The 25,047-nt window shown below is 68.1% G+C and carries 27 protein-coding genes and 1 riboswitch; of the genes, 22 read left to right on the top strand and 5 right to left on the bottom strand.

What is annotated here, in order from left to right:
• Window positions 1-43: 43 nt before the first annotated feature.
• The 7 genes from pccA (at window position 44) to FBT96_RS18640 (ending at window position 5,476) form a co-directional block, all read left to right on the top strand.
• Complete coding sequence (gene pccA, locus FBT96_RS18670) at window positions 44-529, top strand: cbb3 -type cytochrome c oxidase assembly copper chaperone PccA (protein WP_136909341.1); 486 nt, start codon at window positions 44-46, stop codon at window positions 527-529.
• A 91-nt stretch (window positions 530-620) separates the two neighbouring features.
• Window positions 621-1,769, top strand: a complete 1,149-nt coding sequence (locus FBT96_RS18665; RefSeq protein ID WP_136909339.1) for a CaiB/BaiF CoA transferase family protein — start codon at window positions 621-623, stop codon at window positions 1,767-1,769.
• A 57-nt stretch (window positions 1,770-1,826) separates the two neighbouring features.
• Window positions 1,827-2,957 (top strand): aminodeoxychorismate synthase component I, encoded by a 1,131-nt coding sequence (locus tag FBT96_RS18660; RefSeq protein WP_136909337.1) that lies wholly within the window; start codon window positions 1,827-1,829, stop codon window positions 2,955-2,957.
• Window positions 2,897-3,547, top strand: coding sequence for an aminotransferase class IV (locus tag FBT96_RS18655; protein ID WP_136909335.1), 651 nt, complete (start codon window positions 2,897-2,899; stop codon window positions 3,545-3,547). The genes FBT96_RS18660 and FBT96_RS18655 overlap by 61 nt, the downstream gene beginning before the upstream one ends.
• A 69-nt stretch (window positions 3,548-3,616) precedes the next feature.
• Window positions 3,617-4,663, top strand: coding sequence for an aldo/keto reductase (locus tag FBT96_RS18650; protein WP_136909333.1), 1,047 nt, complete (start codon window positions 3,617-3,619; stop codon window positions 4,661-4,663).
• Window positions 4,641-4,985, top strand: a complete 345-nt coding sequence (locus tag FBT96_RS18645; protein ID WP_136909331.1) for a hypothetical protein — start codon at window positions 4,641-4,643, stop codon at window positions 4,983-4,985. Before FBT96_RS18650 ends, FBT96_RS18645 begins: the two co-directional genes overlap by 23 nt.
• The gene (locus FBT96_RS18640; RefSeq protein WP_136909329.1) at window positions 4,973-5,476 is read left to right on the top strand and encodes a lipocalin/fatty acid-binding family protein; all 504 of its coding nucleotides are present in this window, start codon (window positions 4,973-4,975) and stop codon (window positions 5,474-5,476) included. The genes FBT96_RS18645 and FBT96_RS18640 overlap by 13 nt, the downstream gene beginning before the upstream one ends.
• Window positions 5,477-5,478: 2 nt before the next feature.
• On the opposite strand, the gene FBT96_RS18635 is transcribed toward FBT96_RS18640, so the two are convergent.
• Complete coding sequence (locus FBT96_RS18635; protein WP_136909326.1) at window positions 5,479-6,207, bottom strand: NUDIX domain-containing protein; 729 nt, start codon at window positions 6,205-6,207, stop codon at window positions 5,479-5,481.
• 164 nt (window positions 6,208-6,371) lie between these two features.
• Between FBT96_RS18635 and FBT96_RS18630 the strand changes: the two genes are divergently transcribed.
• The 4 genes from FBT96_RS18630 to FBT96_RS18615 all read left to right on the top strand — a co-directional run bounded on the left by FBT96_RS18630 (window position 6,372) and on the right by FBT96_RS18615 (window position 8,607).
• Window positions 6,372-6,971: an EF-hand domain-containing protein gene (locus FBT96_RS18630; RefSeq protein WP_249306567.1), complete on the top strand. Its 600-nt coding sequence runs from the start codon at window positions 6,372-6,374 to the stop codon at window positions 6,969-6,971.
• A 77-nt stretch (window positions 6,972-7,048) separates the two neighbouring features.
• Entirely contained in the window at window positions 7,049-7,633 is a 585-nt protein-coding gene (locus FBT96_RS18625; RefSeq protein ID WP_136909355.1) for an RNA polymerase sigma factor, read from the top strand.
• The gene (locus FBT96_RS18620; protein ID WP_136909324.1) at window positions 7,626-8,018 is read left to right on the top strand and encodes a hypothetical protein; all 393 of its coding nucleotides are present in this window, start codon (window positions 7,626-7,628) and stop codon (window positions 8,016-8,018) included. Before FBT96_RS18625 ends, FBT96_RS18620 begins: the two co-directional genes overlap by 8 nt.
• A 19-nt stretch (window positions 8,019-8,037) precedes the next feature.
• Window positions 8,038-8,607, top strand: coding sequence for a periplasmic heavy metal sensor (locus FBT96_RS18615; protein ID WP_136909322.1), 570 nt, complete (start codon window positions 8,038-8,040; stop codon window positions 8,605-8,607).
• 60 nt (window positions 8,608-8,667) lie between these two features.
• Here the strand turns inward: FBT96_RS18615 and FBT96_RS18610 are convergent, their stop codons facing one another.
• Window positions 8,668-10,068, bottom strand: coding sequence for a diguanylate cyclase (locus FBT96_RS18610; RefSeq protein WP_023924717.1), 1,401 nt, complete (start codon window positions 10,066-10,068; stop codon window positions 8,668-8,670).
• A 104-nt stretch (window positions 10,069-10,172) separates the two neighbouring features.
• On the opposite strand from FBT96_RS18610, the gene FBT96_RS18605 reads away from it, so the two are divergent.
• The 7 genes from FBT96_RS18605 to dacB all read left to right on the top strand — a co-directional run bounded on the left by FBT96_RS18605 (window position 10,173) and on the right by dacB (window position 16,817).
• Window positions 10,173-10,439, top strand: a complete 267-nt coding sequence (locus tag FBT96_RS18605) for a DUF3572 family protein (protein WP_169583606.1) — start codon at window positions 10,173-10,175, stop codon at window positions 10,437-10,439.
• Between the two features lie 9 nt (window positions 10,440-10,448).
• Entirely contained in the window at window positions 10,449-11,144 is a 696-nt protein-coding gene (locus FBT96_RS18600; protein ID WP_136909319.1) for an HAD family hydrolase, read from the top strand.
• A 67-nt stretch (window positions 11,145-11,211) separates the two neighbouring features.
• On the top strand, window positions 11,212-12,954 hold the full coding sequence (locus FBT96_RS18595; RefSeq protein ID WP_169583604.1) for a DUF4153 domain-containing protein: 1,743 nt from the start codon (window positions 11,212-11,214) through the stop codon (window positions 12,952-12,954).
• A gap of 62 nt (window positions 12,955-13,016) precedes the next feature.
• The gene (locus tag FBT96_RS18590) at window positions 13,017-13,607 is read left to right on the top strand and encodes a heme NO-binding domain-containing protein (protein WP_136909315.1); all 591 of its coding nucleotides are present in this window, start codon (window positions 13,017-13,019) and stop codon (window positions 13,605-13,607) included.
• Window positions 13,604-14,671, top strand: coding sequence for a GGDEF domain-containing protein (locus FBT96_RS18585; protein WP_136909313.1), 1,068 nt, complete (start codon window positions 13,604-13,606; stop codon window positions 14,669-14,671). Before FBT96_RS18590 ends, FBT96_RS18585 begins: the two co-directional genes overlap by 4 nt.
• A gap of 77 nt (window positions 14,672-14,748) precedes the next feature.
• Window positions 14,749-15,378: a nicotinate-nucleotide adenylyltransferase gene (locus FBT96_RS18580; RefSeq protein WP_136909311.1), complete on the top strand. Its 630-nt coding sequence runs from the start codon at window positions 14,749-14,751 to the stop codon at window positions 15,376-15,378.
• Window positions 15,369-16,817 (top strand): D-alanyl-D-alanine carboxypeptidase/D-alanyl-D-alanine endopeptidase, encoded by a 1,449-nt coding sequence (gene dacB, locus FBT96_RS18575; protein WP_136909309.1) that lies wholly within the window; start codon window positions 15,369-15,371, stop codon window positions 16,815-16,817. Before FBT96_RS18580 ends, dacB begins: the two co-directional genes overlap by 10 nt.
• A gap of 7 nt (window positions 16,818-16,824) precedes the next feature.
• On the opposite strand, the gene FBT96_RS18570 is transcribed toward dacB, so the two are convergent.
• The gene (locus tag FBT96_RS18570; protein WP_136909307.1) at window positions 16,825-17,169 is read right to left on the bottom strand and encodes a cysteine-rich small domain-containing protein; all 345 of its coding nucleotides are present in this window, start codon (window positions 17,167-17,169) and stop codon (window positions 16,825-16,827) included.
• 86 nt (window positions 17,170-17,255) lie between these two features.
• A riboswitch (cobalamin riboswitch) is annotated at window positions 17,256-17,442 on the bottom strand.
• 67 nt (window positions 17,443-17,509) lie between these two features.
• Window positions 17,510-17,932, bottom strand: coding sequence for a tellurite resistance TerB family protein (locus tag FBT96_RS18565; protein ID WP_110805910.1), 423 nt, complete (start codon window positions 17,930-17,932; stop codon window positions 17,510-17,512).
• A 103-nt stretch (window positions 17,933-18,035) separates the two neighbouring features.
• Here FBT96_RS18565 and FBT96_RS18560 point away from each other — a divergent pair, with 103 nt between their 5' ends.
• Together FBT96_RS18560 and FBT96_RS18555 are read left to right on the top strand one after the other, a co-directional pair.
• Entirely contained in the window at window positions 18,036-19,640 is a 1,605-nt protein-coding gene (locus tag FBT96_RS18560) for a lysine--tRNA ligase (RefSeq protein ID WP_136909305.1), read from the top strand.
• Between the two features lie 240 nt (window positions 19,641-19,880).
• Window positions 19,881-22,172, top strand: a complete 2,292-nt coding sequence (locus tag FBT96_RS18555) for a glycosyl hydrolase family 28-related protein (protein ID WP_136909303.1) — start codon at window positions 19,881-19,883, stop codon at window positions 22,170-22,172.
• Between the two features lie 8 nt (window positions 22,173-22,180).
• Here FBT96_RS18555 and FBT96_RS18550 read toward each other — a convergent pair whose 3' ends face one another.
• Window positions 22,181-22,660: a pyridoxamine 5'-phosphate oxidase family protein gene (locus FBT96_RS18550; RefSeq protein ID WP_136909301.1), complete on the bottom strand. Its 480-nt coding sequence runs from the start codon at window positions 22,658-22,660 to the stop codon at window positions 22,181-22,183.
• Between the two features lie 139 nt (window positions 22,661-22,799).
• Between FBT96_RS18550 and FBT96_RS18545 the strand changes: the two genes are divergently transcribed.
• Together FBT96_RS18545 and FBT96_RS18540 are read left to right on the top strand one after the other, a co-directional pair.
• Window positions 22,800-24,398, top strand: a complete 1,599-nt coding sequence (locus FBT96_RS18545) for a SulP family inorganic anion transporter (protein ID WP_249306565.1) — start codon at window positions 22,800-22,802, stop codon at window positions 24,396-24,398.
• 305 nt (window positions 24,399-24,703) lie between these two features.
• The coding region (locus FBT96_RS18540; protein WP_283234950.1) for an acetyl-coenzyme A synthetase N-terminal domain-containing protein at window positions 24,704-25,047 on the top strand (344 nt) is incomplete at its 3' end.

Below are 25,047 nucleotides of genomic sequence, written 5' to 3'. Positions count from 1 at the left end.
CACTTTGCGGCACCGCCTGCGGGCGCGATCAGGGGAGACACAGATGATCAAGGGAATTGCGGCGCCGCTCTGCGCGCTGATGCTGGCGCTGGCGCCGGTTTCGGGTCAGGCGCACGAGGCGCAGGCCGGGGCGCTGACGATCATCCATCCGGCGATCCCGGCGGTGATGAGCGGGGCGCAAGCCGCGGCGGGCTATTTCACCATCGTCAATGCGGGCGACAGCGCCGACCGGTTGACCGCGGTCGAGGTCGATTTCGCCACGATGGCGATGCTGCACGCAAGCGAGACCGATGCCGGCGGCGTGACCCGGATGGTCGATGTCGCCGCCGTCGAGGTGCCCGCGGGGGCGACGGTGAAATTCGCGCCGGGCGGGCTGCATGTGATGTTCATGGGGCTTTCCGCACCGATCGCCGAAGGCGTGCTCTTGCCCGGAACGCTGGTCTTTGACCATGCGGGCAAGGTGCCGGTGGAGTTCATGGTGACGACGGCGGGCAAGGCGCCCGACATGTCGGGTCATGCGATGCCCTGAACCCATGCCTAAAAGGCATATCTGGCGGTGAAAACGGCGGTCGATCTGGCCGCCGCCCCGGGCTAGGAAGGGTGCAGCAAGGGAGGGTCCGATGTCCGATGCGCCGCTCAAGGGGCTCAAGGTGGTGGAACTGGCGCGGATACTCGCCGGTCCCTGGATCGGTCAGGTTCTGGCCGATCTCGGCGCCGAGGTTGTAAAAGTGGAAGCGCCCGAGGGCGACGACACCCGTCGCTGGGGCCCGCCCTTCATCGAACGGCTGCGTCCCGATGGTACTTTTGAAACCGTAGCTGCCTATTTTCAGGCGGCAAACCGGGGAAAAACCTCGGTCAAATGTGACTTTTCGAACATTGATGATCTGGCGCGGCTGAAACGGCTGATCGCCGAGGCCGATGTGGTGATCGAGAATTTCAAACGGGGCGGGTTGAAAAAGTTCGGTCTGGATTACGAGAGCCTGGCCGCCGAAAACCCCGGGCTGGTCTATGTCTCGGTCACCGGCTTTGGCCAGACCGGGCCGCGCGCGGCACAGCCGGGCTATGATTTTCTGGTGCAGGGCATGTGCGGGATCATGGATCTGACCGGGCCGAAGGACGGCGAGCCGCAAAAGGTCGGCGTCGCCTGGATCGACATTTTCACCGGGCTTTATGGCGTCATCGGGGTGCAAGCGGCGCTGGCCGAGCGGGCGCGGTCGGGGCGCGGGCAGCAGGTCGACATGAGCCTGCTGGATTGCGGGGTCGGGGTGCTCGCCAATCAGGCGATGAACCATCTTCTGGGCGGGATGGTGCCGCACCGGCTGGGCAATGCACATCCGAATATCGTTCCGTATCAAGTGTTTCCGGCCGCAGACGGGCATTTCATCATCGCTTGCGGCAATGACCGGCAGTTTCAGGCCTTGTGCGCGATGCTGGGTCTGACCGCAGAGGCCGCGCACCCGGATTATGCCAGCAATGCCGGGCGCGTGGCGCATCGGGACGCGCTGTGCGCCCGTATCGCCGAGGTCACGGCGGCGCGGCCGAAAGCCGATCTGATCGCGGCGATGGAAGCGGCGGGCATTCCCGGCGGCCCGATCAACGACGTGGCCGAGGCTTTGGCCGAGCCGCAGATCGCCGCGCGGGGGATGCGGATTGCGCCCGAGGGCCTGCCCGGTCTGCGCACGCCGATCGTCTTTTCGCGCTCGGATCTGGCGCTGGACAAGGCCAGCCCGGCGTTGGGTGACGGAGAGTGGCATTTTTCTGTCGGTTGAGGCATTGCCGCGCGGCAAAACCCCGCTTTATTGGGGCGAAGCGAGCGCGGGGGGGATGTGGGCAGCCTGAGTTTCGAATTCGACCGCGGTCCCGAGGGCCGGGCCGCGCGGTTTGCGCGGCCGTCCGCGGTGATCCGGGCCGAGACCCTGGCCGAAATCGGTCCGGCCTTTGACGCCATCGCCCGGGCGCGGGCGGCGGGAAAATGGCTGGCGGGGCTTCTGAGCTACGAGCTGGGATATGCCTTTTCGGCGAAACTCGCGCCCTTGCTGCCCGAGGGTCGCGCGGTGCCGCTGATGCTCTTCGGGGTCTATGACGCGCCCGAAGCGCCCTTGCCCGACCCCGCGCCCGCGCCACGGGCGCCGCAGTTTGCCCCCGCCGTGACGCAGGCCGATTACCTGCAGGCCTTCGCCCGGGTGCAGGACTATATCGCCGCGGGCGATGTCTATCAGATCAACCTGACCTTTCCGCTGCGCGCCGATTGTGACGCCGATCCGCGCGCGCTTTACGCCCGGCTCAAGGCGGCGCAGCCGGTGGGCCATGGCGTGCTGGTCGAGACCGAAGACTTTGCGGTGCTCTCACGCTCGCCCGAGCTGTTTTTCGCCATCGACGCCCGGGGCCGGGCGACGGTGCGGCCGATGAAGGGCACGGTGGCGCGCGGCGCGACGCCCGCGGCGGATGCGCAGGCGGTGGACTGGCTGCGGGCGTCCGAAAAGAATCGCGCCGAAAATCTGATGATCGTCGATCTTCTGCGCAACGATCTGAGCCGGATTGCCGAGATCGGATCGGTCAAAGTGCCCGCGCTTTACGATATCGAGACCTATGCGACGGTGCATCAGATGACCTCGACCGTGACGGCGCAGCTGCGGCAAGGGGTTGATTTCGAAGCGATCTGTCAGGCGCTTTTCCCCTGTGGTTCGATCACCGGGGCGCCGAAGATCCGCGCGATGCAGATCATCCGCGACCTCGAACCCGATCAACGCGGCGTTTATTGTGGTTCCATCGGCTGGCTTGCGCCGACGGGCGGAATGGCGTTCAACGTGGCCATCCGCAGCCTGACCTTGCGGGCGGGCGTGGCGGTGCTGAATGTCGGCGGCGGGGTGGTGCATGACAGCGAGGGGGTGTCGGAATGGGCGGAAGCGCTGAGCAAGGCGGCCTTCGTGACGGCGCCCCCGCCGATGTGCGGCTGATCGAGACGATGCTTTGGGCCCCGCGCGAGGGGGTGGCGCTGATCCTGCATCATCTGGCGCGGCTGGAGGCCGGGTGTCGGAGGCTGGGCATCGACTGCGATCTGTGGCGGGTCGAGCAAATGATCGAAACCGTCAGCGCCGCGGAGCCGTTGCGGCTGCGGCTGACGGTGGGGCTGGATGGCGGGCCAGAGCTGGTGACCGCGCCCTTGCCGAAGGCGAAGGCGCTGTGGCGGGTGGGGCTGGCCGAGGGGCGCGTGGCCTCGGACGATCCGTGGCGGCAGGTGAAATCGACCGAGCGGCATCTTTATGACCGGGTCCGGGCGGAGCTGCCCGCAGCCTGGGACGAGGCGATTTTTCTGAATGAACGCAATGAGGTGGTCGAGGGCACGATCACCAATGTCTTTCTGTGGCGCGACAATCTGCTGTGGACGCCGCCCCTGCGCTGCGGCGCTTTGCCGGGGGTTCTGCGCGCGAAGCTGCTGGCCACCGGCCGGGCGCGCGAGGCGGTTCTGCGCTGGTCTGATCTGGCCGAGGGGCGGTTCTTTCTGGGCAATGCGCTTCGCGGGCTGGTTCCGGCGGAAGTGATCTGAGCGCGGGTCGAGAGGGATTCCAAATCGCCCCCCGCTGTGGCAGGGTTCGCGCCAACCGAAGGGGGCACTATGCGGAAAGTGGAACTGGGGCGCACCGGTCTGATGGTGAGCGAATTGTGTCTGGGCTCGATGACCTGGGGCACGCAGAACACGGAGGCCGAGGGCCATGCGCAGATCGATCTGGCGCTCGACCGCGGCGTGAATTTCATCGACACCGCAGAGGTTTACCCGGTCAACCCGATTTCCGCCGAAACCGTCGGCCGCACCGAGGAGATCATCGGCAGCTGGTTTGCGAAGACCGGGCGGCGGCGCGATGTCGTGCTGGCGACGAAGATCGCGGGCAATGCGATGAAGGCGGTGCGCGACGGCGGCCCGATCACCCCGGCGACGATCCGCACCGCGGTCGAGGGCTCGCTGCGGCGGCTCAGGACCGATCACATCGAGCTTTATCAGTTCCACTGGCCGAACCGCGGCGATTACCATTTCCGGCAGAACTGGAAGTTCGACGCGACGAAACAGCCGGGCAAGGCCGAGATCGAGGAAGATCTTTGCGCCTGTCTCGAGACGCTGGCCGTGCTGCGCGGCGAGGGCAAGATCGGGCATTTCGGTCTGTCGAATGACAGTGCCTGGGGCGTGATGACGGCGCTGCGGCTGGCGGAGGCGGGGCATGGGCCGCGCGTGGCGAGCCTGCAGAACGAATATTCGCTGATGTGCCGGCTTTACGACACCGATCTGGCCGAGGTGGGCGTGCAGGAAGGAATCACGCTGCTGGCCTATTCGACGCTGGCGACGGGGATGCTGAGCGGGAAATATGCGGGCGGTGCCGTGCCTGCGGGCTCGCGCCGGTCGATCAACCGCGAGCTGGGCGGGCGGTCCAATCCGCGCGCCTTCGAGATCGCCGATCTTTATGTCGGGCTGGCGCGCGAGGCGGGTCTGGACCCGGTGACGATGGCGGTGGCCTGGGTGCTGCAACGGCCCTTCCCGGTGGTGCCGATCATCGGCGCGACCTCGGTCGGGCAGCTGGAAAAGTCGCTTGATGCGGCGGGGCGGGGGCTGGACAAGACGCTTCTGAGCGCGATCGAAAGGGTGCATCATGGCCATCCGATGCCGTTCTGAGGCGCTGGCGCTGCTGCTGGTCGCGGTTCTGGCCGCCTGCAAGCCCGGCGCTGACGACGGCAGATTGCAGGGCGGCGGACCCGAGGCGATGGCCGCGGCGCGGGCCAGCTGCGAAGGCAGGGGCGGGCAATGGGCGCGGCAGGGCAAGATGGAATATTGCATCACCCGCACGGCGGACGCGGGCAAATCCTGCCGCGCGGGCTCGGATTGCGCGGGGGAATGTCTGGCGCGTTCAAGGACTTGCGCCCCGGCAAAGCCGCTTTTGGGCTGCAATGCCGTGTTGAATGATGCGGGGATCGAGGGGAACCAATGCGTCGAATGATCTTGGCCGGGCTTTTGGCCCTGGCCGCCTGCGGGACGAAAGCGCCCGCGCCCACGGCGCCGCTGCGCGATCCGCAGGTGATGATCACCTCGGCGGCGCTGTTCGATCCGGCGCGGTTCGGCGGCGACTGGCAGGTGGCGATGAGTGCGACGCCGCGCTGTGCGGGCGCGAAGCAGAGCTGGCGCTGGGACGGGCGCGGCGCCTATGCGCTGTCGGGGGTCGATTGCACGGGGGCGGTGCCCGCGGTCTTGCAAGGACAGGCGGCGCTGACCGGCCCGGGCGGGCGGTTTGCGCCCGACAAGGCCTATCGCGGCGAGCCGGTCTGGGTGCTTTGGGTCGATCAGGATTACCGGGTGGCGGCGCTGGGCACGCCTTCGGGATCTTGGGCGGTGGTGCTGGCGCGGCCGGGCAAGGGGCGCGGCGATCTGCTGTCCGCCGCGCGCGAAGTGCTTGATTTCAATGGCTATGATCTGAAGCGCATCGGCGGTTGAGATCAGCCGAGCCGGGCGAATGTCGCGCGCGGGCCGCGGTTGTCGAAGAACGGGATCGAGCCGGGCTCGGTCGTGTCGAAGCTGAGCCGGGCCTGCACCTCGGCCAGCACGACCTCGGTGATGAAGGGCAGGGCAAGTGCCCGCGCCTCGGTCAGCGCGACCCAGTGCAGATGGCTGAGTTCGTCGCAGGCGCGGCTGAAATCATCGGGGTCCGAGGCGATTTCCGCCACATCGACCAGAAAGAACCGCGCGTCGAAGCGGCGCGGGCGGCCGGGCGGGGTGATCGCGCGAAAGACGAAGCGCAGCCCCGCGGCCGAGGGGCGATGGCCGGTGGCGGCAAAGCCCTGCCAGTCGGCGGGCACCGGGCCGTCCCAGGCGCCGGGGGTGCCGAGGATCAGGCCGGTTTCCTCCCATAATTCGCGGATCGCGGCGGCGGCCAGCGCCGGGCCGATCCCCGCGGGGGCCTCCAGCGCCAGTCGTGCGGCGTCGGGCGCGGGCAGCGGCCGGGCCAGCGGCACGGCGGCATCGGCGGCATCGAGCGCGCCGCCCGGAAAGACGTATTTCGACGGCATGAAGGCGGCACCGGCGCCGCGCATCCCCATCAGCACCGCGGGGCCCGCGGGCAGGTCGCGGCGCAACACGAGGACGGTGGCGGCATCGCGCAGGGAGGTCTTGTCGGGCGCGGATGTGTCGGGGGCGGATCTTTCGGGCTGGGGATCGGGGGTGCTCATCGGGCCTCGCGCTGGGTTTTCGCCAGTCTAACCGCAGCCCGCGCGGGGGCGAAAGGGGAATGCCGGGCGCAGGTCTTTTGCAGGCGGCGCGACGGAAACCGCGACCCGCGGCGTTTTGTGATCATCGGCGGCGGGAATTGGGGCCGCGGCAAGGAGTGACGACGATGACGACGATCCTGAAGAAAACGATGATGGCGGTTCTGGCGACGGGGGTGGCGCTGGGTGGGACGCTGCCTGCGGTGGCGCAGGAGGCCCCGGCAGCGCCCGCGCCGGAGATGGCGCCCGCCGGTGGTCCCGGGCCGGTCTGGCCGCAGTTCGACTTCAAGGCCTTCGACAAGGACGGCGACGGCAAGCTGACGCGGGCCGAAGTGCAGGCGGGCCGGGCTGAGCGGGTCAAGGGCATCGACACGGATGGCGACGGGCTGCTGAGCGCCGAGGAGATGATCGCGGCCGATCTGACGCTGGAGAAAACCCGCATCGAGGCGCGGATCAAGGACCGGATCGCGGCGCAGGATGCGGATGGCGACGGCAAGCTGTCGGCGGCGGAGATGATGGTTCCGCCCGGCCCGGCGCGGCTCTTCGACCGGATCGATGCCGACAATGACGGCACCGTGACCGAGGCGGAACTGACGCAGGCGCGCGCGGCGATGCGGTCGAAGATGATGGACCGGATGCAGGATCGCCGCGGCGATCATGGCCCGAGGGATCACGGGCCGCGCGGTCCGCAGGATGGTCAGGGCTGGTTCGGCCCGGCGCAGAACTGAGCCGGAGGCGCGGCGGCCCCCTGATCCGGGGGGCCGCTGTTGCCCCGACGGCGCATTGGCGTTAGTGCTTGGGACCGATGGAGATGGCCTTCGACGAGATCCGCGCATTGTCCGACGAAACCCTGCTGGTGCTTTACGGCAACGGCGACGGGGCGGCGGCGCGTGCGCTGGTGGAGCGGCTTGGGCCCTTGGCCTATCGGCTGGCGGTGCGGATGCTGGGCGACCGGGCCGAGGCCGAGGATCTGGCGCAGGAAGCGCTGTTGCGGCTGTGGAAGATCGCCCCCGAGTGGCGCACGGGCGAGGCCAAGGTCTCGACCTGGCTTTACCGGGTGGTGACCAATCTGGCGACGGACCGGCTGCGGCGGCGCCGCGGCGTCGGGCTGGACGAGGCGCCGGAGCTGCCCGACGGGGCGGTCTCGGCGCTGGAGGGGATGATCGAGACCGACCGCGCGCAGGCGCTGGAGCTGGCCCTGGCGCAGCTGCCGGCGCGGCAGCGGCAGGCGGTGGTGCTGCGCCATCTTGAGGGGCTGACCAACCCCGAGATTGCGGCGGCGATGGAGATTGGCGTCGAGGCGGTGGAAAGCCTGACGGCGCGGGGGAAACGGACGCTGGCGCAGCTTCTGGCGCCGCGCCGGGCGGAACTGGGGTATGGCCATGACTGACCGTTTTGAGTTCGAAGAGGCTGATCTGGAACGGTTTTTTCGCGCGGCACGCACGGCGGCGCCGGCGCCGTCCGGGGATTTTCTGACCCGGCTTGCGACCCAGGCCGAGGCGGCGCAGCGAAAGCCGGTGCCGCCGCGGCCTGCGCTGCCGGTGCGGCGGCGCGGGCTGGTGTCGGCGCTGGCGGCGGCGCTGGGCGGCTGGGCGGCGCTGGGCGGTTTCGCGGGCGGCATGGCGACGGCGACGGTGGCCGGGCTCTGGATCGGGCTGGCCGGGGCGCCGACGCTGGTGCAGGCGGTGGGGCTGGGCAGCACCGTCACCGCCGCGGCCGAGGCCGACAGCTATCTGGCCGATGCCGACGTGCTGGCGCTGGCGGTGATGGAATGACCGAAGGGGAGTGTGCAGGATGAAGCCGGAGACGACGACACCGCCGGAAGATCCCGCGCCCCGCTCGGGGATGCGCGGCTGGATGAAGCTCGCCTTCATCGCCTCGGTCACGGTGAACTTTCTTGTGCTGGGCACCGTCGTCGGCGGGGTGATCGCGCATCGGATGCAGCCGCCGCCGCCGGTGATGGAGCGGGGGCCGGATGCACTGACCTTCGGGCCGCTGGGGGGCGCCTTCAACCGCGAGGACCGGCTGGCGATGCGGCAGGCGGCCGAGGGGCGGGGGGCGAATTTTCAGGCGATGCAGGCGGCGGTCCGGTCGGATTTCACCCGGCTTGAGGCAGCGCTGAAGGCCGATCCTTTCGATGCCGAGGGCGTCCGGGCGGTGCTGGCCGATATTCGGGCGCGCACGCTCAAGCGCATGGATATCGGCGAAAATCTGATGATCGAGCGCTTGGCGAAGATGACGCCGCAGCAGCGCGACCGCTTTGTCGAGCGGCTGCGGCGCGGGGTGGAGCGGCTTTCGAAACACCTTGGGGACCACAGCCACGGCCCGCGCGGACCGGGCAACGCGCCGCCGCCGCAGGAGTGAGACGGGATCACCCCGGCCGCAAGGTCGGGGGTCTTGCTGTCCCGCCCCCGGGGGGCCGGATCAGGCGGCAGGCAGCTTGAAGATCTTGACCTGATTGCGCCCCTCGGCCTTGGAGCTCATCAGCGCGTGGTCGGCCTGGTTGATCACCTGTTCGACGGTGCCGGTGCCGCCATGGCCGCCGCCAAGCGCCAGCCCGATCGACACGGTGATGCGCAGCGCATGCCCGTCATGCAACTCGAACGGCGTTTCCTCCATCACCCGGCACAGCCGTTCGGCGGTGGCGCGCGCGGCGTCCAGCGAGGTTTCGGGCATGGCGATCAGGAATTCCTCGCCGCCGACGCGGGCAACAAGATCGACCTGGCGCAGGTTCAGCGTCAGCCGCCGCGCCACCTCGATCAGCACGCGGTCGCCCGCGGCATGGCCATAGGTGTCGTTCACCGATTTGAAACGGTCGATGTCGAGCACCATCACCGCGAAAGCCCGCCCGCTGTGGCGCGAGCGTTCGGCCAGCCGCGCCACATGCGGCATCGCATAGCGGCGGTTGTAAAGCCCGGTCAGCGGATCGACGAGCGCAAGGCGCAGCCCGTCGGCGACCCGTTCGCGCTGCCGGTCATGGCGGCGCTTGCGCGAGATATGGGTGCGCAGACGCAGCGCGGCTTCTTCGGCAAAGGCCGGGTCGGACAGCTTCACCGGCGTCAGATCCGAGGCGCCAAGGTCAAGCGCCACCGCCGAGGTTTCCCGCGCCCCCTCGCGCACGGCGATGCAGATCACCGCATGGCGCGAGCCCGCGCGCGAGCGCAGCTCCGACATCAGCCGCAGCCCCTCGCCCGGGCGGGCCAGATCGGCCGAGATCACATAGGCGTCGGGCGGCGGCATCTCGGCGGCGGCGGTCAGCGCCTCGTTGTAATCCAGCACCCGCAGCGTGTCTTGCGGCAGGAACCGCGCCATCGCGGCCTTCCAGCCGACGCAGGTTTCGCGGTCGGGGGCGACAAGGCAGATCACCGCGGGCGGTTCGGCCACGGGCACCGGCGGCTCGGTGAAGCCAAGCTCGTGGCAGGTGCTTTCGCGCAGCCGCAATTCCTCGTCGGTTTCGCGCATCCGCATCAGCGAGCGCAACCGGGCCAGCAGCGTCAGTTCCTCGAAGGGTTTGATGATGAAATCATCGGCGCCCGCGCGCAGCGCTTCGAGCCGGGTTTCGGGCGAGGGAAAGGCCGTGACCATGATCACCGGCAGGTTCCGGGTCAGCGGGTTGGACTTCAGCCGTCGGCACACCTCGATGCCGCTGATGTCGGGCAGCTGCACATCGAGCAAGACAAGATCGGGCAGCTCCAGCGTCACCAGACGCAGAGCTTCCTGTCCCGTGCCAGCCTGAACCGTTTCGTACCGGGCGCCCGAGAGCTTCACCTTCAGTACGATCCGATTCGTGGCCACATCGTCCACGATCAGGATTTTCCCTGCCATGAACTGTTCCGCTCCTTTAACCTGCCGCCCGCAGAGCCTATCATGGCTACCCAAAGGTTAACAAACTCTTTCAATTCTAGGAGTGACACAGATTGCAGCAGGATTTGGCACAAATTCTCGCGATCCGCGCGCTGGGCTGGATGGCGGGCGAGGAGGCGGTCTGGCTGGCCTTTCTGGGCGCCAGCGGCGCGGATGCGGCGCAGGTGCGGGCCGAGGCGGCGCAACCGTCGATGCAGCGCGCGGTTCTGGCGCATCTTCTGCGCGAGGATGACTGGGTGCGGTCCTGCGCCGAGGCGCTGGCGGTGCGGTCCGAAGAGCTGGCGCTGGCCGCGGCCGTGCTGGATGGCGCGGCGGGCCGCAACTGGACGTGAGGTTTTCAAGTGTCTGATATCGCTGCGATCCTGTTTGACAAGGATGGAACGCTTTTCGACTTTGACGCGACCTGGGGGGCCTGGGCGCGGGGGGTGACCTTTGATCTGGCCGGGGGCGATGTCACGCTGGCCGGGCGGCTGGCGCAGGTGCTGGGCTACGACCTGGCGGCGGGGCGGTTCGAGCGCCACTCGCCGGTGATCGCGGGCACGGTGGCGGAGGTGGCCGAGCTGATCGCGCCGCATCTGCCCGGGCAGTCGGTTTCGGCGCTGGTGCGGGATCTGGATGCGGCTGCATGTCGCGCCCCGCAAGTGGCGGCCGTCAATCTGGAGCGCTGTCTGGGCGGGCTTCGGGGGGCCGGTTTGCGGCTGGGGGTGGCGACGAACGACAGCGAATCTTCGGCGCGGGCACAACTGGAGCGCGAGGGGATTTGCGATTTCTTCGACTTCATCGCGGGCTATGACAGCGGTTTTGGCGGCAAGCCCGCCCCGGGCCAGCTGCTGGCCTTTGCGGCGCATCTGGGCGTTGCACCCGCAAGGGTTGCGATGGTGGGCGACAGTCTGCACGACATGGCGGCGGCGCGCGCGGCGGGGATGCGGGCGGTGGCGGTGCTGACCGGCCCGGCGACGGCCGAGGTGCTGGCCCCCGCGGCGGATGTGGTTTTGCCGACGATCGACGGGCTGGCGGGCTGGCTGTCGGGGCGGTAACGGGGCGGTGACGGGTGGCTCGCCAATCCCGTCGGGGCTGGGTAAGCTGGCCAAAACGGAGGCGCAGATGAGCAGTCGGGTGCAGTTCATCCTGATCGGGATGCTGGGTGGGGTCGCCTTTTGGGGGCTGTTCGACGCCTTCGAGCGGCTGGAGGCCTGGCGGCTGGCGGTGCCGGCGCTGGTCTGTGCCGGGGCGTTCTTTTTCGCGACGCTGGCGATGGCCCCGGACCTGGGGTTGCGCCGGGCGGCGCTGTCGGGTGCGGGGATCGCGGCGGCGGCGGGCGGGCTTGTCGCGCTCAAGGGGCTTGGCTTCGAGACCGGGGCGCAGATGCTCTCGACCGGGCATCTGGGGGTGGCGATGGCGGTGCTGGCGGTGATGCCGGTGCCCTTTGCCATCGCCTTCGGGCTTGGCGGGCGGGCCGGGCTGACCGATTACCGGGTGCTGTTCACCGAGAGCTGGAACATTGTCGTGCGCTATGTCTCGGCGGGGCTGTTCGTGGCCACGGCGCTTCTGGTGCTGTGGCTGCTGGGCGCGCTGTTGCAGCTGGTGGACGTGACGCTGCTGCATGATGTGCTGAGCGACGATCTGGGGCTGTGGCTGATGTCCGGGGCGGTGCTGGGGCTGGCGTTCTCGGTGGTGACGGAGCTGTCGGACACTGTCTCTCCTTATCTTCTGTTGCGGCTTTTGCGGCTTTTGACGCCGCTTGTGCTTTGCGTCGTGGTGGTCTTTGTCGCGGCGCTGCCGCTGCGGGGTCTGGGCGCGCTTTTTGGCGAGATCTCGGCGGCTTCGGCGCTTTTGGCGACGGCGATCGCGGCGATCGGGCTGATCTCGATCGTGGCGGACGAGGATGACGCCGAGGCGGCGCAGGGGCTGATCCTGACCCTCTCGGCGCGCGGGCTGATGGCTTTCGTGCCGGTGCTGGCGGGGCTGGCGATCTGGGCGCTGGCCTTGCGGATCGCGCAATACGGCTGGACGCCGGAGCGGGTGGCGGCCTCGGCGCTCGCTTTCGTGGTGGCGGGCTACGGGCTGGGCTATCTGCTGGCGCTGGGTCTGGGGCGGCGCTGGCGCGCGGCGCTGCGGCGGACGAATGTGGCGATGGCGCTGGCGATCCTGGCGCTGACCGTGCTGTGGCTGAGCCCGGTCTTCTCGCCCGAGGCGATCGCGGTGCGCTCGCAGCTGGCGCGGTTCGAGGCGGGACGGGCGACGGTGGCGCAGCTGCCGCTGTGGGAAATGGCGCATGACTGGGGCTTTGCCGGGCGGCGCGGGCTTGACCGGTTGCGGGCGCAAGACGAGGCCGCGCTGGGGGCGCGGTTGCAGCTGCTGGAGACGGTCGAGGGGCGCTGGCAGTTCGAGCATGCGGTCGAGACCGGGGCGCCGGCGCTCGATCGGCTGCGGGCGGCGGTGACGCTCTGGCCTGCGGGGGCGGCCTGGCCCGCGGGGCTGGCCGAGAGGCTGGCGGGGGATCTGCGGTCCCCCGATCTGGGCGGCTGTGCCGTCGCGGCGGGGGGCGGCACTGGCCGCTGCGCGCTGGTCCTGGCCGATCTTTTGCCGCAAACCCCCGGACCGGAAGCGGTTTTCCTGAATGCGGCCGGGTATTTCAGCGCCGATGGCGTGCAGGTCCTGCACCGGCTTGACACCGGCGACTGGGTCCGGGGCGGGCAGATCGTGCTGGGCGACAAGGACACGGTGTCGGTGGCCGAGATGATCGCGGCGCTGCGCGCGGGGATGCCGAAAACCGGGCCGCAAACCGCGCCGGTGACCTTGCAGATGCTGCAGCTGGGCCGCTGGCAGGTCGGCATGACGCCTTAAAACGCTTCCAGATTGGGGGTTTGTTAACAGCCGTTGCGCTATGGTCCGCGCGAGGAGGGTCCATGCTCGGCATCGTCAACAAATCCATTCAGGCTTTCCTGTGCAAGCACCACGGCAGCGCCGTCTGGCGCGAGGTGGCCGATCGTCTGCGCCTTGGCCCCGAGGGGTTCGAGGCCATGCTGACCTATGCCGATGACACGACCGAGGCGCTTTTGTCGGTGGCCGAGGGGCTGACCGGCAAGACCCGCGAGCAATTGCTGGAAGATATCGGCGCCGAAGTGGCGCAGACCGAATCGCTGCGGCGGCTCTTGCGCTTCGGCGGCCCGGATTATCTTGAATTCCTGTTCTCGCTTGATGACTTGCAGGGGCGGGCGCAGATGGCGCTGCCCGATCTGGAACTGCCGGAACTGACCTTGCAATCGGAAGCGCAGGGGCGGTTCACGCTGCTGGTGCGGGGCCGGTTCCCGGGCTGGGGTGCGGTGATGGCGGGGCTGATGCGGGCGATGGCCGACGATTACGGCGCGCTGGTGCTGATCGACCTGATCGAGCCGCGCGAGGGGGTGGAGCGGGTGCAGGTCGAGCTGCATTTCACCACCTATCATGTCGCGCGCCAGTTCGATCTGGCCCGCCCCGAGCTGGGAGAGGCGCCATGACCCGGATCCTGCCTGCGGCCGCGCCGCCGCTCGCGTCGCCGCTCGCGCCGGAGCCGGTGCTGACGCTGAACACCGAGATGCTGGCGCGGCTGATGCCGATGTTCCTGTGGCTGGATGCGCGCGGACGGATCCGCGCCATGGGGCCGACGCTGTCGCGGATCGTCGGGCCGGGGGCGGCGGAGGGCGGGGATTTCGCCCGGCACTTCACCCTGCGCCGGGCCCGGGGCGCCGAACAGGGGCGCGACGTCGCGCTGACCGGGCGGCGGCTGGTGATGACGCTGGTGCGCTATCCGATGTTCAACCTGCGCGGCCTTGCGGTGGCGCTGGGGCCGGGGGAACAGGCCGATGTGCTGGTGAACCTGTCCTTTGGCATCCAGCTCTCCGAGGCGGTGCGCTATTTCGGCCTGACCGAGGCGGATTTCGCCGCTTCCGATCTGGCGATGGAATTCCTGTTTCTGGCCGAGGCGAAGGCGGCGGTTCTGGGCGAGCTGACCGCCTTGACCGGGCGGCTGCGGCTGGCCAAGGCCGAGGCCGAGACCGAGGCGCAGCTGGATCCGCTGACCGGGCTGGCGAACCGGCGCGCCTTCGATGCGGCGCTGACCCATGCGGTCAAATCGGCGACGCGCGGGCGGCGGAACTTTGCGCTTTTGCATCTCGATCTGGATTTCTTCAAGCAGGTCAATGACACTTTGGGCCATGCGGCGGGCGATGCGGTGCTGGTGCGGGCGGCGCATGTGCTGCGCGACGAGGTGCGGCGCGGCGATCTGGTGGCGCGGCTGGGCGGCGACGAATTCATCATCCTGCTGCGCGGCCCGGTCGAGCGGGCGATGATCGAGGGCATGGCCGAGCGGCTGATCGGCCGGATCGAGGAACCGATCCGGCTGGACGGGGTGGATTGCCGGATTTCGGCCTCGATCGGGGTGGCGATCGCGCTCGAATGCCGTCCGGCGCTCGCCGAAGAGCTGATGGCCGAGGCCGATGCGGCGATGTATCAATCGAAACGCGCCGGGCGCGGGCGCTGGACGATCGCGCCGCTGCGCTTCGGGTCGCGGCCGCAGGCCTGAGCCGCAGGCCGGAACGGCTGTCGCGGCGCTGTCACAAGCCGGTGGCGCAGCCCGGACCGATCGGGTAGGGCAGGGGCATGAAACAGGGGTTTCCGATCGCCACGCGCGGCCAGAGCATCGGCCTTCTGGGCGGGTCTTTCGACCCGGCCCATGCCGGTCACGCCCATATCACCCGCGAGGCGCTGCGCCGCTTCGGTCTGGATCAGGTCTGGTGGCTGGTGAGCCCGGGCAACCCGCTGAAGACCCGCGGTCCGGCGCCGATGGCGCAGCGCATCGCCCGGGCGCGGCGGGTGATGCGCGATCCGAAAGTGGTGGTCACCGGGCTCGAGGCGGGCTTGGGCACGCGCTACACGGCGCAGACGCTGGCCCGGCTGAAGGCGCTTTATCCGGGCGTGCGATTCGTCTGGCTGATGGGCGCCGACAATCTGGCGCAGTTCCACCGCTGGGAGGACTGGCGGTCGATTCTGGCGGCGGTGCCGGTGGGGGTGCTGGCGCGGCCGGGGCATCGGATGGTGGCGCGGCAGGCGCCTGCGGCACAGATCTTTGCCCGCGCACGGCTTCGTGCGGCGCAGGCGCGGCTTCTGGCTTGCGCGGACTTGCCCGCCTGGTGTTTCGTGCAGATGCCGATGTCGGATCTGTCCTCGTCCGCGATCCGGGCCGGGGGCGATTGGCGCGGCGCAACGGAAGGGAGACGGGCATGGACGTGACGCGGCGGGGGATCCTGGGCGGGATGCTGGGGGTGGGGGCCGGTCTGGCCGCGCCTGCGGTGCTGCGGGCCGAGGGCGCGACGCTGCGGATGCTGTCGGGCGAGGAGCTGATCGCGGCGGCGCGGCTGGGCGGCGATGTCGGCTATGTGGTGGCCGATGCGCGCACCGGGCTGGTGCTGGAGGCGCGCGGCGGCACGAAGCCGATGGCGCCCGCCTCGACGGCGAAGGCGATCACCACGCTTTATGCGCTGGAGACGCTCGGGCCGCAGTTCCGCTTTCAGACCCGGGTTCTGGCGACGGGGCCGGTCTCGGGCGGGCGGGTGCAGGGCGATCTGATCCTGGCGGGGGGCGGCGATCCGACGCTGAGCACCGACGGGCTGGCCGATCTGGCGGCGGCGCTGGCGCAAAAGGGCGTCAGCGGCGTGACCGGGCGGTTTCTGGTCTGGGGCGGCGCGCTGCCCTATGCCGAGGCGATCGCGGCGGATCAGCCGGTGCATGTGGGCTACAACCCGGCGATTTCCGGGCTGATCCTGAATTACAACCGCGTCCATTTCGAGTGGAAACGCGCCAAGGGCGGCTATGCGCTGGCGATGGATGCGCGCTCTGAGCGCCATGTGCCCAAGGTCTATACGGCCGATGTGGCGGCGGTGCCGCGGCAGGCGCCGCTGTTCGAGTATCGGCAGGCGGGGGGGCGCGAACATTGGACGGTGGCGGCAAGCGCCCTGGGCAAGGCGGGCAGCCGCTGGCTGCCGGTGCGGCTGCCCGAGGCCTATGCGGGCGACGTGTTCCAGACGCTGGCGCGGGCGCGCGGCATCGATCTGCCCGCCCCCGAGCCGGTGCGGGCGCTGCCTGCGGGGGCGCGGGTTCTGGTCGGCCAGCCCTCGGAGGCGCTGCCGAAGATCCTGCGCTCGATGATGAAATATTCGACCAACATCACCGCCGAGGCGGTGGGGATGACGGCCTCGGCGGCGCGGGGGGCGAATGCGGCGCGCGGCGCCTCGGGGGCGGCGATGAGCGACTGGCTGAGCGGTCGGCTGGGCGGCACGCGGGCGCGGTTCGTCGATCATTCGGGCCTTGGCGGCGACGACCGGATCGCGCCGATCGAGATGGTCCGGGCGGTGACGCTTTTGGGGCCGAAGGTCGGGCTGCGGGGCTTGATGAAGCCGTTCAACCTGCGCGACGAGGCGGGCGGCAAGGTCAAGGGCGAGCAGATCCGCGTCGATGCGAAGACCGGCACGCTGAATTTCGTCTCGACGCTGACGGGCTATGTCTCGGCGCCCGACGGGACCGAGCTGACATTCGCGATCTTCACCGGCGATCTGGCGCGGCGGGCGCAATCGCGCGACGCCGAGCAGGCGGAGGGCTCGCGCGGCTGGGTCGGGCGCTCGAAGCTCTTGCAAAGCCAGCTGATCACCCGCTGGGCGACGCTTTACGGCTGATCGGGCTTTACGGCTGATCGGTCGATCCCGGCGGACGGGGGCGGGCGGTGGGCGGCTCGGTCTGCGGTCTGCCGGACCAGGGCTGCGGATAGTCGAGCCATTTCTGGATGAAGTTCCAGGATTGCTCGTGCCCGTCATGGGGCAGGGTGCAGGCGGAACAATCCTTGCGCGTCAGGCCGTTGCGGTCGGTGTAGGTCTGATAGGGGCCGGGGCATTCATAGGCGATGAGCGGGCAGTAGCAAAACAGGCAGTTGAACGCGCGTTTCACCCCCGGATGACAGGGCAGGAACGGGCAGGTGCTGTTCGTGTAGCCCTTGAAGGCGGTGTTCGTCGTCGTGTCTTTCGGTTCCATGGCCTGGCCGCTCCGTTGTGTCGGGCCGAGGGCGGACAGGCGCGGCCCGCGCGAACGCGGGCTCCATGCCGCCGGGCCCGCCGCCCGGGATGGTCTTTGACCTGGCAGGTCTCCTGGCTTGCGGCTCGGACGCCTGCTGCCCCTTCCCGGCCGGGGCCAGTGGGTGTTGCAGAAGGCTCGCCGCTTACAGTTGCGGGGGCAGCGCCGGAGTTGCACCGGCTTCCCTATTACCCCGCGGCAGCGTGCCGCAGGACCAAGGCCTGCTGAAGATGGGGGCGGGCGGGGGCTGTGTCAATCGGCTTTGCGGCGTGATGCGGGTCTTGCCCGACATCGGGCGGCGTCAGAGCTTGACGTGACGGACCCGCGCGCCCCATTCGATCGCCACCGCATGCAGCCGGTCGATCGACAGCTCGTCGCGGATTTCCTCGAGCATGCGCAATTCGGGCTGGTGCAGCACGCCATCGGCCGCCGCCACGTCGCAAGCCAGCGCATAGGCGGTCTCGAACAGCTTTTCGGGCAGGGCCTCGCGCACGAGACCGAAGAGGGCGGCAAGCCCCTCCTCCTCCTCGAAAAGGGAATAGACCGTCTGCGCCACGACGCGGATGCGGTCGATGTCATAGGTGGCAAAGATCGGCATGTGGTTCACCATCCGCTCGATGGCGACCAGCTCGGCGGTGCGGATCGTCGCGTCGGAGGCCGAGACGGCGACCATCACGGCAACGAGCGCATCCTGCGGCGAAAGCGAGGGAAGGGTGTCGGTCACGGGCGTTTCCTTTTCTGGGTCTGCCGCAAGAATTATTGACGTTTTAGGCCCCGTTCAATAGGTCAGGCGCGAGGCGCATGGGGCGCCCGGATGAGGATTTGACATGACCACCCTGCGCGACGCTGCGATGAACTCCAAAGCCTGGCCTTTCGAGGAAGCGCGCCGGGTGCTCAAACGGTACGAAAAGGCGCCGCCGAAAAAGGGCCATGTGCTGTTCGAGACGGGTTACGGGCCGTCGGGTCTGCCGCATATCGGCACCTTCGGCGAGGTCGCGCGCACGACGATGATCCGCCGCGCGTTCGAAATCATCTCGGACATTCCGACGCGGCTTTTGTGCTTTTCGGACGACATGGACGGCATGCGCAAGGTGCCCGAAAACGTGCCGCAGCAGGAGCTGCTTTACGCGAATATCCAGAAGCCGCTGACCGCCGTGCCGGACCCGTTCGGCGAGTTTGACAGCTTCGGCAATCACAACAACGCCATGCTGCGCCGGTTCCTCGACACCTTCGGGTTCGAGTATGAATTCGCCAGCGCGACCGACTATTACAAGGCTGGCAAGTTCGACGACATGCTGATGCTTTGCGCCGAGCGCTATGACGCGATCATGGCGATCATGTTGAAAAGCTTGCGCGAAGAGCGGCAGCAGACCTATTCCTGCTTCCTGCCGATCCACCCGGAAACCGGCCGTGTTCTGTATGTGCCGATGAAGAATGTCGACGCGAAGAACGGGCTGATCACCTTTGACGACGAGGACGGCCGCGAATGGACGCTGCCGGTGACGGGCGGCAAGGTGAAGCTGCAGTGGAAGCCCGATTTCGGCATGCGCTGGGCCGCGCTGGATGTCGATTTCGAGATGTATGGCAAGGACCACTCGACCAACACGCCGATCTATGACGGGATCTGCGAAGTGCTGGGGGGCCGCAAGCCCGAGCATTTCACCTATGAGCTGTTTTTGGACGATCAGGGGCAGAAGATCTCGAAATCGAAGGGCAACGGGCTGACGATCGACGAATGGCTGAGCTATGCGGCGACCGAAAGCCTGTCGTATTTCATGTATCAAAAGCCGAAGACGGCGAAGCGGCTGTGGTGGGATGTGATCCCGAAAGCGGTGGATGAATACCACCAGCAGCTGCGCGCCTATGCCACGCAGCCGGTCGAGAAGCAGATCGACAACCCGGTCTGGCACATCCACGGCGGCCAGCCGCCCGAGTCCAATCTGGTGGTGCCGTTTGCGATGCTGCTGAACCTTGCAAGCGTGGCGGGGGCAAGCGACAAGGCCGGGCTTTGGGGCTTCATCAAACGCTATGCGCCGGAGGCCACGCCCGAAACCCACCCCGATCTGGATGCGGCGGCGGGCTTTGCGGTGCGCTATTTCCATGATTTCGTCGCGCCGACCCGGACCTTCCGGCTGCCCACGGACAAGGAACGCGCGGCGATGGAGGATCTGTTGGCGCGGCTGAGGGCGCTGCCCGCGACCGATCTACACGCGCAGTTCGAAGACCCCTCGGAAGGGCTGCAGACGATCGTTTTCGCCGTCGGCACCGCGCATGGGTTCGAGCCGCTGCGCGACTGGTTCACCGCGCTTTACGAGGTGCTGCTGGGGCAATCGCAGGGGCCGCGTTTTGGCGGGTTCATCGCGCTTTATGGCGTGAGCGAAACCATCGCGCTGATGGAAACCGCGCTGGCGGGCGGGTTGATCAAAGCCTGATCACGGGCTGAACCCGCTGATATCCAAGACTTTTGCGCGCGTTGTCCGGGGCCCGGGCAGCGCGCGCTGTCGTCAGATCTTCTTCAATCTTCACGGCTAGTTCTGGTCTGGCCGGGGCGCAAGGGCCCGGTGAAATCCCCGATCCTGCGGAACGCCAAGGGCGGTCGCGCGGCGTGTTTGCGCCGCGACCGGTCTGCGCGTGCCGCGATGCGGGGCGGGCCGAACACGAAGGAGTCTCGGATGAACATCGCGATCACTGACGGGGTGAACCTGACCCCCTCTGCTTTCGAACTGGGGCTTGGCCAATGGTCGAGCGAGAACGGCACGGCGGGCTCGGCCACCTATGCGGGGGCCCCGAATGCCGCGCTGGTGCCGGCGGATGCCGATTTCGGCTCCTGTCTGGAGCTGGTGAAGACCCAGAGCACGCAAAAGCTGCGCTGGATGGGGCAGACGCCGATCCTGCCCGGCGTCTATCTGCGCATCACCGCGAAGGTGAAGGCCGTGTCGGGCAATTTCTGCGCGGTGCGGATCGCGGGCTATGCGATGACCGCCGCGAATGCCCATGTGACCGGGCTGACCGAGGTGGCCAGCCCGGTCACGCTGACCACCTATGGCAAGGTGGTGACGGTGCAGGCGATCGTCGGCTCGGGCACGCGCGCGGGCGTCGACATGGCCTGGGGCACGGCGCCCGCCTATGGCCATTTCGGGCTGGATCTGACCGGGCAGACCGGCGGCGTGGTGCGGATCGAGGATATCGTCATCGAGGATATCACCGAGGCTTTCCTGCGCGATCTGATGGATGTGGTCGATGTGCGCGACTATGGCGCCAGGGGCGACGGCACCACCGATGACCGCGCCGCCTTTCTGGCCGCCGATGCCGCCGCCGATGGGCGCAGCCTGGTCGTGCCGGAGGGCAGCTACCGCATCGCCTCGTCGCTGTCGATCGACAGCCCGATCCGCTTCACCGGCACGCTGAGCATGCCGACCGCGGCGCGGCTGGTGCTGCAGAAGAATTTCGACTTTCCCACCTATGCGAAAGCCTTCGGCAACGAGGAATTGGGGCTGAAGAAGGGCCTGCAGGCGCTTCTGTCCTATACCGACAACAACATCTTCGACCTGTGCGGGCGCCGGGTCGATCTGACCGCGCCGATCGACGTCAAGGCGGCGGTGCCCGACACCTCGAGCTGGGCGAACCGGCGCGTGCTGGCGAACGGGCAGATCTCGGTCAGCGACGGGACGGCGTGGAACACTGTCACCGTCACCTCGAACGCGACCTATTCCACGTCGCAATCGACGATCCTGAGCAATGTGTCGAACATCGCCAACATCCCGGTCGGTGCGCGGGTGAGCGGCACCGGCGTCGGCCGCGAGGTCTATGTGCAGTCGGTCGATATCGGCGCCGCCAAGCTGACGCTGTCGCAACCGCTTTATGGCGGCTCGGCGACGCGCAGCTACACGTTCCGGCGCTACAAATATGCGCTCGACTTTTCCGGCTTCGATTATCTGGCCCGGTTCACCCTCGACAATATCGAGTTCCTGCTGGGCGGGATCGCCAGCGGCATCCTGCTGGCGCGCGAGGGCGAAACCTTCGGGCTGCGCGATTGCTGGATGGTGAAGCCGAGGGACCGCGCCATCACCTCGATCGGACGGGCCTGCCAGAACCTTTGCATCGACCGCTGCGACTTTCTGTCGAACGAGCTGGATGTCAATGTCGGGGACCGGACCTCGGTCTGTGTCAATGTCAATGCGAATGACACGAAGATCCGCGATTCGCGCTTCGTGCGCTTCGGCACGACGATGGTGCTGGACGGCACCGGCCATGTGATCGTGGGCAACCACTGGTTTCAGGGCGACGGGCAGGTGGACGGGCCGCGGGTGCCGGGGCTGGTCTTCACCACGCCGAACGTGCAATCGACGGTGACCGGCAACTACATCGACAACAACTTCATCGAATGGACGAACGAATATTCGCCCGACCCGAACCTCGGCACGCAATATTCGTTCGGTGGCCTGACGATGACCGGCAACACCTGCATCATGGATGATGTCGCGGCCTGGGTGACCTGGATCTCGATCAAGCCCTATGGCAGCGGCCATTACATCCAGGGGCTGACGGTGTCGAACAACGTCTTCAAGGCGCTGAACGGCAACATCAACCGGATCGAGAAGGTGGACACGAGCTTTGCCGATCTCGACTATGCGCGGATGCGCAACATCACGTTCCAGAACAACATTTTCAACGCGGTGACGCAGATGACGGTGAACCCGGTGATGGTGCAGGTGACGCAGTCGAGCGCGCAATCGGTCTGGAGCGCGGATGCCGCGGCCTATCTGCCCTTTGGCGGCTGGGCGCGGCATGTCGAAAGCCTGGTGGCGGTGGGGGCGATCACCAATGCCGCCGGCGCCCGGGTCAGCGGCATGCCCTTCATCACCGCCGAGCAGGGCGCGGGGAAAAATCTGGTCAATGTCACCTGGCCCGAGGCCGCCAAGGGCAAGATCAACGTCGTGATCCGCATCGACACCCCGAACTGAGGCGGGCCTCAGGTCAGATCCGCGGGGGCAAGGCGAAAGGCGCGGCCGAAGCCGCCGTTCAGCGCCCCCGCGCGCAGCGAAAAGCCGACGAAGAAGAAATCCGGCAGATCGATGTACAGCTTCGCCTTGGGGTGATCGCTCAGCCAGCGGTCGCACAGCGCCGCGGTCCGGGGCAGGGCCGCGGCCATGGCCAGAAGCGTCAGGCGCGGATGGGCCAGCGGATCGCCCTTGGGGCCGGGCTCGCCCACCAAGAGCGACACCCGCGGATCGGCCCGCAGCGCGCGCGAATGCGCCGAAAGGCCCGAGACCAGCGTGCACAGCCCGCCTTCGGGCGTGGCGCCAAGCGCGATGCGGCTGACGAAAGGAAAGCCGGTCTCGGGGTCGATCACGCCCAGGGCGCCAAAGCGGGCGGCGGTGATCAGGCCGCGCGCGAGGTGGCGGGCCTCGGCGTCGGCGGGTTGCACGGGATCTTTTCGGTTTTCGGACATCGGCTCTCCGAATGGTGAGGGCATCGGGCTTGACAGCGGCCATGGCGGCGCTGTTTGCTGCCCGCGTATCCATAACGAAGAAGCCGCCATGCGCAACGAGAGCCTGCCCGCAAGGGTCGGGGCCGAGCCCCTTTTACCGATGTCCGTCACCGCCTTTGCCGAGGGCTACGATCTGGCGCGGCTGCGTGCCGATCTGCTGGCCGGGTTGACGGTGGCGATCGTGGCGCTGCCGCTGTCGATGGCGATCGCCATCGCCTCGGGGGTGGGGCCGGAACGCGGGCTGTTCACCGCGATCATCGGCGGCTTCCTGATTTCGGCGCTGGGCGGATCGCGGTTCCAGATCGGCGGTCCGGCGGGCGCCTTCATCGTGCTGGTGATGGCTTGCGTGACGGCGACCGGGGTTGCGGGGCTGGTGCTGGCGACGTTCCTTTCAGGGGTGATGCTGGCGGTGCTGGGGGTGCTGCGGCTTGGCTCGACGATCCGCTACATGCCCTATCCGGTCACGGTGGGGTTTACGTCAGGCATCGGGGTGATCATTTTCGCCAGCCAGATCAAGGATATGGCCGGGCTGACCCTGGCGGGGGGCGAGCCCGGGCCGATCTTGCAGAAACTTGCCGCGCTTTGGGCGGCGCGTGATACGGTCAGCCCGACTGCGGTGGGGGTGGCGCTGGCCACCGTCGCGCTGATCGAGGCGCTCAAGCGTTTTGCCCCCCGCCTGCCCAGCCTGCTTCTGGGCATCGCCACGATCACCCTGGTGGCGACGCTGCTGAACCTGCCGGTCGAAACGATCCAGTCGCGCTTTGGCGGCCTGCCGCGGCTTTTGCCCGCCCCGGCCCTGCCCGATTTCTCGCTTGAGACGGTGTGGACGGCGCTGCCCTGGGCCTTCAGCTTCACCCTGCTGGGCGCGATCGAATCGCTTCTGTCGGCGATGGTCGCCGATGGGATGTCGGGCACGCAGCACCGCTCGAACATCGAACTGGTGGCACAGGGCGTGGCGAACATGGGCGCGGCGCTGTTTGGCGGCTTTTGCGTCACCGGCACCATCGCGCGCACCGCAACCAATGTCCGCGCCGGGGCAAGCGGCCCTGCGGCGGGGATGTTTCATGCGCTCTTCATCCTTGGTTTCATGATCCTGGCCGCACCGCTGGCGGGCTATATTCCGCTGGCCGCGCTGGCCGGGCTTTTGGGGATCGTCGCCTGGAACATGATCGAGCGGCACGAGATGGCCGCCCTGATCCGCTCTTCCAAGGGCGATGCGCTGGTGCTGATCGTCACCTTCCTTGTCGTCACCTTCCGCGATCTGGCCGAGGGCATCGTGATCGGCTTCGCGCTGGGCGGGCTGGTCTTCATCCGCCACATGTCCGAGATGACCGCGCTGGACGAGGGCGCGACGCATGCTCGCAGCGCCGGTCCCGCGCGGCGCGATGTCGTCACCTATCACCTGCGCGGGGCGGTGTTTTTCGGATCTGTGGCGCGGCTTGGCTCGGTGCTGGACCGGATCGCCAGCCATCCGCGGGCGATCCTGCTCGATGTCTCCGGGGTCGGCTTTGTCGACAGCACCGGGGCGCGGATGATCGGGCAGATGGCGCAGAAACTGGGGCGCCGGGGCGAGCGGCTGATGGTGCTGGGCGCCACGCCTGCGATCGAGGCGGCGATGCGCGCCCAGGGGCTGACCGAACCGCTGCTGTGCTATTGCCCCGACACCGCGGCGGCGCTGGCCAAACTGGATGCGGCCTGAGCGACGATTCGGCATCCGTCGCGGATCCGGGTGCCGCAAGCTCTGCCGCGGCAGATCGCCGCGGCAATTCCGGGCCGTCCCGCCCTGGCCTGCGCCCTTGGTCGCGAAGGCGTGAACAGGACGGGAAATTCACGAAATTTACAAAAACGCCAAGCCGGATTGTGAATGAATTTACAAAATCCTCTAGTCGGAATGGACAATTACATTGGGTGTGACAATCCCTTTACATTGCCCTAGGGGAATGATGCCTTGGGGTGTGACGGGTTTCCAAGGCCCAGGGCGCGCCGTCAGAGAGGGAGGGACAGATGGGTATTCAAGATCAGGTGATCGCCGCACCGGCGCTTCGGGAGGTTCCGGCTGGGTTTGAGACGGCGCATGCGAATGGCGCGAAATACCTCGAGATGTATCGGGAATCGCTCGAGAATCCGGATGCGTTCTGGGGCCGCGAAGGCAAGCGGCTCGACTGGATCACCCCCTATACCAAGGTGAAGAACACCGATTTCACCTTCGGCAAGGTCTCGATCAAATGGTTCGAGGATGGGGTGCTGAACGCCTCGGTGAACTGCATCGACCGGCATCTGCGCGACCGCGCGCTGCAGACGGCGATCATCTTCGAGCCCGACGATCCGACCGAACCGGCCCGCCACAT

This window comes from Rhodobacter capsulatus (assembly GCF_005144475.1).
Classification (GTDB): domain Bacteria; phylum Pseudomonadota; class Alphaproteobacteria; order Rhodobacterales; family Rhodobacteraceae; genus Rhodobacter; species Rhodobacter capsulatus_C.
Note: the sequence above shows the minus strand (reverse complement) of the source record. Positions and strands in the feature narration are given on the sequence as shown.

Coding starts and splice junctions, on each gene's coding strand:
- FBT96_RS18555 (WP_136909303.1), top strand. CDS start 19,881: ATGAACATCGCGATCACTGACGGGGTGAACCTGACCCCCTCTGCTTTC.
- FBT96_RS18585 (WP_136909313.1), top strand. CDS start 13,604: ATGACCCGGATCCTGCCTGCGGCCGCGCCGCCGCTCGCGTCGCCGCTC.
- FBT96_RS18610 (WP_023924717.1), bottom strand. CDS start 10,068: ATGGCAGGGAAAATCCTGATCGTGGACGATGTGGCCACGAATCGGATC.
- FBT96_RS18645 (WP_136909331.1), top strand. CDS start 4,641: ATGGCCATCCGATGCCGTTCTGAGGCGCTGGCGCTGCTGCTGGTCGCG.
- FBT96_RS18560 (WP_136909305.1), top strand. CDS start 18,036: ATGACCACCCTGCGCGACGCTGCGATGAACTCCAAAGCCTGGCCTTTC.
- FBT96_RS18615 (WP_136909322.1), top strand. CDS start 8,038: ATGAAGCCGGAGACGACGACACCGCCGGAAGATCCCGCGCCCCGCTCG.
- FBT96_RS18580 (WP_136909311.1), top strand. CDS start 14,749: ATGAAACAGGGGTTTCCGATCGCCACGCGCGGCCAGAGCATCGGCCTT.
- FBT96_RS18630 (WP_249306567.1), top strand. CDS start 6,372: ATGACGACGATCCTGAAGAAAACGATGATGGCGGTTCTGGCGACGGGG.
- FBT96_RS18640 (WP_136909329.1), top strand. CDS start 4,973: ATGCGTCGAATGATCTTGGCCGGGCTTTTGGCCCTGGCCGCCTGCGGG.
- dacB (WP_136909309.1), top strand. CDS start 15,369: ATGGACGTGACGCGGCGGGGGATCCTGGGCGGGATGCTGGGGGTGGGG.
- FBT96_RS18625 (WP_136909355.1), top strand. CDS start 7,049: ATGGAGATGGCCTTCGACGAGATCCGCGCATTGTCCGACGAAACCCTG.
- FBT96_RS18595 (WP_169583604.1), top strand. CDS start 11,212: ATGAGCAGTCGGGTGCAGTTCATCCTGATCGGGATGCTGGGTGGGGTC.
- FBT96_RS18665 (WP_136909339.1), top strand. CDS start 621: ATGTCCGATGCGCCGCTCAAGGGGCTCAAGGTGGTGGAACTGGCGCGG.
- FBT96_RS18550 (WP_136909301.1), bottom strand. CDS start 22,660: ATGTCCGAAAACCGAAAAGATCCCGTGCAACCCGCCGACGCCGAGGCC.
- FBT96_RS18655 (WP_136909335.1), top strand. CDS start 2,897: ATGGGCGGAAGCGCTGAGCAAGGCGGCCTTCGTGACGGCGCCCCCGCC.
- FBT96_RS18620 (WP_136909324.1), top strand. CDS start 7,626: ATGACTGACCGTTTTGAGTTCGAAGAGGCTGATCTGGAACGGTTTTTT.
- FBT96_RS18635 (WP_136909326.1), bottom strand. CDS start 6,207: ATGAGCACCCCCGATCCCCAGCCCGAAAGATCCGCCCCCGACACATCC.
- pccA (WP_136909341.1), top strand. CDS start 44: ATGATCAAGGGAATTGCGGCGCCGCTCTGCGCGCTGATGCTGGCGCTG.
- FBT96_RS18545 (WP_249306565.1), top strand. CDS start 22,800: ATGTCCGTCACCGCCTTTGCCGAGGGCTACGATCTGGCGCGGCTGCGT.
- FBT96_RS18590 (WP_136909315.1), top strand. CDS start 13,017: ATGCTCGGCATCGTCAACAAATCCATTCAGGCTTTCCTGTGCAAGCAC.
- FBT96_RS18570 (WP_136909307.1), bottom strand. CDS start 17,169: ATGGAACCGAAAGACACGACGACGAACACCGCCTTCAAGGGCTACACG.
- FBT96_RS18650 (WP_136909333.1), top strand. CDS start 3,617: ATGCGGAAAGTGGAACTGGGGCGCACCGGTCTGATGGTGAGCGAATTG.